Origin of the sequence: Streptosporangium sp. NPDC001681, from assembly GCF_040298085.1 — a bacterium.
Classification (GTDB): Bacteria; Actinomycetota; Actinomycetes; order Streptosporangiales; family Streptosporangiaceae; genus Streptosporangium.
The window spans coordinates 1-6,061 of sequence record NZ_JBEOZN010000244.1 but is presented as its reverse complement, the minus strand read 5'-3'; the positions used below and the strand labels follow the sequence as shown (position 1 = coordinate 6,061).

5 protein-coding genes are annotated in these 6,061 nt (G+C 69.4%); 3 read left to right on the top strand and 2 right to left on the bottom strand.

All coding sequences use genetic code 11. From position 1 onward, the window contains the following. Nucleotides 1-1,875: glycosyl hydrolase family 28-related protein (locus ABT130_RS46715; RefSeq protein ID WP_350966369.1), on the bottom strand; the 1,875-nt coding region annotated here is incomplete at its 3' end. A 488-nt stretch (nucleotides 1,876-2,363) separates the two neighbouring features. On the opposite strand from ABT130_RS46715, the gene ABT130_RS46710 reads away from it, so the two are divergent. The 3 genes from ABT130_RS46710 to ABT130_RS46700 are packed head-to-tail and all read left to right on the top strand — an operon-like array spanning nucleotide 2,364 to nucleotide 5,448. Beyond that, on the top strand, nucleotides 2,364-3,818 hold the full coding sequence (locus tag ABT130_RS46710) for a serine hydrolase domain-containing protein (RefSeq protein ID WP_350966368.1): 1,455 nt from the start codon (nucleotides 2,364-2,366) through the stop codon (nucleotides 3,816-3,818). Next, nucleotides 3,815-4,792, top strand: coding sequence for a sensor histidine kinase (locus ABT130_RS46705; RefSeq protein WP_350966367.1), 978 nt, complete (start codon nucleotides 3,815-3,817; stop codon nucleotides 4,790-4,792). Before ABT130_RS46710 ends, ABT130_RS46705 begins: the two co-directional genes overlap by 4 nt. Then, on the top strand, nucleotides 4,789-5,448 hold the full coding sequence (locus ABT130_RS46700; RefSeq protein ID WP_350966366.1) for a response regulator: 660 nt from the start codon (nucleotides 4,789-4,791) through the stop codon (nucleotides 5,446-5,448). Before ABT130_RS46705 ends, ABT130_RS46700 begins: the two co-directional genes overlap by 4 nt. Nucleotides 5,449-5,477: 29 nt before the next feature. Here the strand turns inward: ABT130_RS46700 and ABT130_RS46695 are convergent. Further along, nucleotides 5,478-6,061, bottom strand: a 584-nt coding sequence (locus ABT130_RS46695) for a methylmalonyl-CoA mutase family protein (RefSeq protein WP_350966365.1), incomplete at its 5' end; no start/stop codon positions are given.

Sequence of the window (6,061 nt, the reverse complement as noted above, 5' to 3'; positions counted from 1 at the left end):
GACCGGCGGACGGTCGTCGCAGGTGATGGTGTTCGGCAGTTCCCACGCTGCGAGCCAGGGGCCGGTGGTGCCGCCCCCGTCGTTGCCGCCGAGGTCCGTCAGCGAGAACTCCGAGCCGGTGGACGGGAAGTTGAACGCCCCGCAGTTGTTGACGCCGACCGCGCCGACGTTGCGGGCGTCCACGTTCTCGAAGGACGCCGAGCCCTTCACCCGGGCGCTGACCACGGAGGTACCGGTGCCGTCGACCCTGATGTCCTTGAAGTGGACGTTGGTGATCGAGTACAGGTCCTTCACCGGCCAGTCGCTAACCAGCATGATCGCGTTGTAGGTGTTGTCGAGGAAGTGGTTGCCGACCACCTGGATGTCGGCGTCGATGTTCTTCTCCAGCGCGTAGAACCAGATGGCTCCCAGGCCGATGTTCCAGTTCAGCTCGTAGGTACCGGCCCGGACCGTGGTGTTGTCCTTGACCCACAGGTGCCCGGCGAAGGCCTCGGCGCCGAAGCGGGAGCCGACCTGGATGGCGCTGCCCTCCCGGATCGGGTCGGCGACGAGGTTGTTCGAGATGGTGTTGTCGGTGCCGCCGTAGACGGCGATGCCGTTCGCGAGGACGGGCGTCTGCACGGTGTTGTGGTCGAAGGTGTTGCCGGCGTTGGAGGTCTTCTCCGACCACATCGCCAGGCCGTCGTCTCCGGAGTTGCGGATGAAGTTGTTCGACACGACCGAGTTCGTGACGCCGGTGTGGAAGTTGAGACCGTCGGCGATCTGGTCGACGATGACGTTGTTGGTGATCTTGAGGTTCGTCATCGGTCCGTCGAACCACAGGCCCACCTTGGTGTGGCGGATGTGGAGGCCGTTGATGGTCGAGTTGCTCATCGCCCCGCCGACGCCGTTCACCTGGTCGGTGTCGATGCGCTCGCGGACGTCGCCTTCGATCGCGAAGCCGGACAGGTGGACGTTGTCGCTGCCACCGGCCGAGGCGTCCTTGCCGTAGAAGCCGACGCCGGTGTGCACCGAGCCGTCGGGGGCCGGCGCGGGCAGTGTGACCTCGCGGCCCTTGATGATCGTGTACCAGTTGCCCGCGCCCTCGATCGTCACGTCGTCGACGATGATGTGGCGGTTCACCTGGTAGGTGCCCGGCGGGATGTAGACCTTGAGGCGCTTGCTCTTGGCGAAGGCGATCGCCCTGTCGAACGCGTCGGCGGAGTCGCGCCGCCCGAGCGGGTCGGCGCCGAAGGCCAGCACGTTCGCCGCGACGAGCCTGACATGCGGAGCGCCGACGAGGTGCGAGTCGAGCAGGTCGATGACCGTCCAGGCGGCGTTGCTCCCGGCGGGAACCGTGAGCCGCACCCTGTCACCGGCGCGGTAGGTCCTGCCGAGCAGGAGGCGCTGCTCGTCGTAGAAGTGGCTCGGACGGAACGGCTTGGTGATCGCCGGGGCGGGCGTGGTGGCGGCGGGCACGCAGGCGCACTCGGTGATCCACCAGTCGGGGTGGAGCAGGTCGGCGTTCGGGTCGTTGGAGAACGGATACTGGTTGTACAGCCACGCGTACTGCGAGGTGAGGGTCATGGACTTCTTGGCCCCGCCGTTCACCGTGACGTTGAGCGGCGCGGTGATGCCGCCGCCGTTGGGGGCGTCCGGGATGCTGTAGCGCACGGTGATCGCGTTGGCCGCGCGCGGCAGGGTGAACTCGACGTGCTGCCCGGGCGTCAGCTTGACCGCTCTGCGGCCCGACGCCTCCGACGGCAGCGTGTACGCGGTGCGGTCCGGGCCGATGACCGTGCCGTTCGTCGCGGCGTTCTCCGCCTCCTGCTCGGCGAAGTCGACGCTCGCGCCCCGGCCCGCGACGAGTGACGGGTCGAGGCCGGCGCGAGTCACCGCGGGCGTCGAGGCTCCTTTCGCGTTCCTGTCGGCAAGGGCCGTGCCACCGAGCACGACGCTGAGACCGACGGTGACCGCAGTCACCGCTGCGACCGCCACCGTGGCCCTTCGCGGTGGCCTGCCGGACCACCTCGCCGCGGTTCCTGTGCTGATCAGTGACATCGCATGCTCGTTTCTCTCGGGGGGTGAACACCTCAGGACGCCCGGGGGAGCGACCGTCCTGAGGTGAGGCGACATTAGGACCCCCGAACCCCGCCCCACAAGGCTCGTGCGAAATAGTTTCGTAATCTTGTTCTCTAGCTGCACATGTCCATCAAGTTCTTGCGGCAGCTGTCCTGGGTTGTTGTGAAGTTCTCGCAACACACGACCGGCCGGAGGCGAGCCTGACGCCTGTCCGTCCGCACGGGGACATCCGACTTTCGTCAGGGGTGGTCGTGGCCGATCGTCGGATACCCCCGGGGCCGCCGGTTTCTAGGTTCTTCAGCATGAAACGAGACCTCATCGGCCTGGCAGTGGGATTCGGCCTGGCAGTGACCCTGACAGTGACCCTGGCCGCGGCTCCCGCCGCGCAGGCCGGAGCACCCGCCGCCGAGCCGACCCCGGCCGACATCGACGCCTACCTGGCCAGGACCATGGAGTCCACCGGGCTGCCCGGGATGTCCGTCGTCGTGACGCACGGCGGCAAGATCGTGCACGCCGCCGGATACGGGCGCGACTCGGCCGGCGAACCGGTCACCGAGAACACTCCGATGCGGGTCGCCTCGGTCAGCAAGTCGTTCACCGCCATGGCCGTCATGACACTGGTCGACGACGGCAGGATCTCCCTGGACGAGCCGGTCGCCGGGCGACTGCCGGAGTTCCGCATGGCCGATCGGCGCGCCGCGGGAATCACGGTACGGCAGCTGCTGAACCAGACGTCGGGCCTGTCCGACACCACCGTCGACATCGGCGCGACGGAGAGGTCCAGGTCGCTCGCCGACTACGTGTCCACGCTGAGTACCGGCACGCTGGCCGCCGACCCCGGTACGCGCTGGGAGTACTGCAACGTCAACTACGACGTGGCCGCCCGGCTGGTCGAGGTCGCCGGCGGACGAGACTTCGGCGACTACATGGAGCGGCACGTCTTCGGCCCGCTCGGCATGACCGGCAGCGCCGTCAGCGACCAGGCCGTCCAGCCGTCCGAGGGTTTCAACTCGCTGTACGGCGCCTGGGTGCCACGGCCCGAGCTGCCCGGCTTTCTCAACAACAGCGGTGGCGGCGGAGTCATCAGCACCGCGGCCGACATGGGCAGGTGGCTGATCAGCCAGACCGGCAACGGCGAACAGCTGGTGACGCCGGAGAGCCTTGCGACCATGCACACCCCGTCCCAGGTGCGTGACTACGGCATGGGCTGGGGTTCGGAGACCGTGAACGGCACCAGGCTGCTCGTGCACTCGGGCAACCTGTTCACCTACAACGCGGTGCAGGCGATCGCTCCGGAGACCGGGTACGGCTTCGCGGTCATGACCAACAGCGCGGCCCTCCACGACGACACCTACGACGTGCTCACCGGCCTGGTCGCGATGAGCCGGGGCGGGACGCCAGAGGCGCCGGGCGGGGACCGGCAGGTGTTCGAGCTGGTCCTGGGCCTGATCGCGTTAACGGCGGTGGGCCTGGGGGTGCTGGGCGTGCTGCGGTCGCGCCGCTGGGCGAGCAGGCGGGCCGGAAGTCCCGGCTGGTGGATCGCGCTGCGCACGGTCCCGGTGCTGCTGCCGGTGCCGCTGCTCGCCGGGTATCCGGAGCTGATCTCCTTCCTGATGAGAGGCCGGACGGTCACCTGGGAGCAGCTCACCTACTTCGCCGCACCGATGACGATCACCCTGGCGGTCGCGGCGACGGCGGGAGCCGTCACCACCGCGATGCGGCTGCTGAGGCTGCGATCGGTAGTGTCAACCGGGTGAGAAACGGTGTGATCCTGGTGTTGATCGCGGGGTTCACCCTGCTCAACGGGCTGAACCTCGACGGCATCCCGACCTGGCGGCAACTTCTCTTCGCGGTGCTGACCGTGACGGCCTACCTGCACGGACGCCACCTGCCGGTACGGCGGGACTGGCTGATCCTGGCCGTTGCCGCGATACCCGGCGCCGTCCACACCGTGCTGGACTTCTGGACCGGAGCCGGTGCGCTGATGGCCCTCGGCCTGTTCACGGTGCTGCCGTGGCTGGCCGGCCGGTTCCGGCGGCAGCAGGCCGAGCTGGTGAAGGCGGGCCGGGAGCGGGTCGCACGGCTCCAGCGAGAGCAGGAGCTCATCGCCGAACGCGTCACGCTTCGCGAGCGCGCCCGCATCGCCGCGGACATGCACGACTCACTCGGCCATGAACTGGCACTGATCGCGCTGCGCGCCGGAGCCCTGGAGCTGGCCGCCGACATGACCGAGCCGAACCGGGAGGCGGCGGCTCAGCTGCGGGCCTCCGCGGTCACCGCGACCGACCGGCTCCGCCACACCCTCGGAGTGCTGCGCGAAGGCGGCTCCACTCCGGTCGAGCCGCCGGACGAGTCCATCGAGGCACTGGTTGATCGCGCGCGTGGCGCCGGGATGGCGGTCGCCTTCCGCCAGGTCGGCGAGCGTGCGCTCCTGCCGCCGCCGACGGACCGGGCCGCGCACCGGGTGGTACAGGAATCGCTGACCAACGCCGCCCGCCACGCGCCCGGGGCGGACGTACTCGTCCTCCTGGAACGGACCCACGAGACGGTCACCGTCACGGTGCGCAACTCCGCGGCCCCCGGCACGCCGACGCCGGCAGTCGGGGGGAGCGGGATAACAGGCATGCGCGAGCGGGTCCGGCTGCTTGGCGGCACGCTGTCGGCCGGCCCCCATGACGACGGGTTCACCGTGACGGCGCGGTTCCCGGCCAGGCCGGAAGGACACCGATGATCCGGGTGGTGCTGGCCGACGACGAGGCCATGATCCGGGCCGGGGTGAAGTCGATCCTGGCCACCGACGCGGGCATCGAGGTGGTCGCCGAAGCCACCGACGGGCGCGAGGCGATCGAGTTGACGCGCGCGCACCGGCCGGACATCGCGATGCTGGACATCCGCATGCCCCGACTCGACGGCCTGTCCGCCGCGGCCGAGCTGCGTGCCACCATGCCGCAGGTCGCGGTCATCATGCTGACCACGTTCGACGAGGACGAGTACGTCTCCAGAGCGCTCGACGAGGGCGCCGCCGGCTTCCTGCTCAAGGCCGCCGACCCCCGGGAGCTGATCATCGGGGTACGGGCGGTCGCCGACGGCGCGGCGTACCTGTCGCCGAGGATCGCGCGGAAGGTCATCGCGCAGCTGGGCGGCGGCAGGCTCTCCAGGGCGGGTACGGCACGCAGGCAGGTGGAGTCGCTGACCGCACGGGAGCGCGAGGTGCTCGCACTCGTCGGCCGGGGCATGTCCAACCAGGACATCGGCCGCGAGCTGTTCCTTTCGGAAGGCACCGTCAAATCCCACGTCAGCGCCATCCTGCTGCGGCTCGGTCTGAACAACCGGGTCCAGGCGGCGATCATCGCCTATGAGGCGGGTCTGGTGTCCGGGGACACCTGACCGAGCATCCCCGGCTGGACCACGGTGTCTCAGACGTTGCGCCGGTACTGGCCGCCCACCTCGAAGAGCGCGTCGGTGATCTGCTGCAGGCTGCAGACGCGGGCGGTGTCCATCAGCACGGCGAACATGTTCTCGCCGTCGTGGGCGGCCTCCTTGAGTGCGGCCAGTGCGACGTGCGCCTGCTCGCGGTGGCGTTCCTGGAAGGCGCCGACCCGCTCCAGCTGGGAGCGCTTCTCGTCCTCGGTGGCGCGGGCGAGTTCCACCGGCCCGGCGTTGCGGGCGTCGGCGTCGGGATTGCGGAAGGTGTTGACGCCGATGATCGGCAGGCTGCCGTCGTGTTTGCGCTGCTCGTAGAGCATCGACTCGTCCTGGATACGGCCACGCTGGTAGCCGGTCTCCATCGCGCCGAGCACGCCGCCGCGCTCGCTGATCCGGTCGAACTCCGCCAGCACGGCCTCCTCGACCAGGTCGGTGAGCTGGTCGATGATGTACGAGCCCTGCAACGGGTTCTCGTTCATCGCCAGGCCCCACTCTCGGTTGATGATGAGCTGGATGGCCAGGGCGCGGCGTACCGACTCGGAGGTGGGTTCAGCCCCAGACCCCGGTCCTCGAC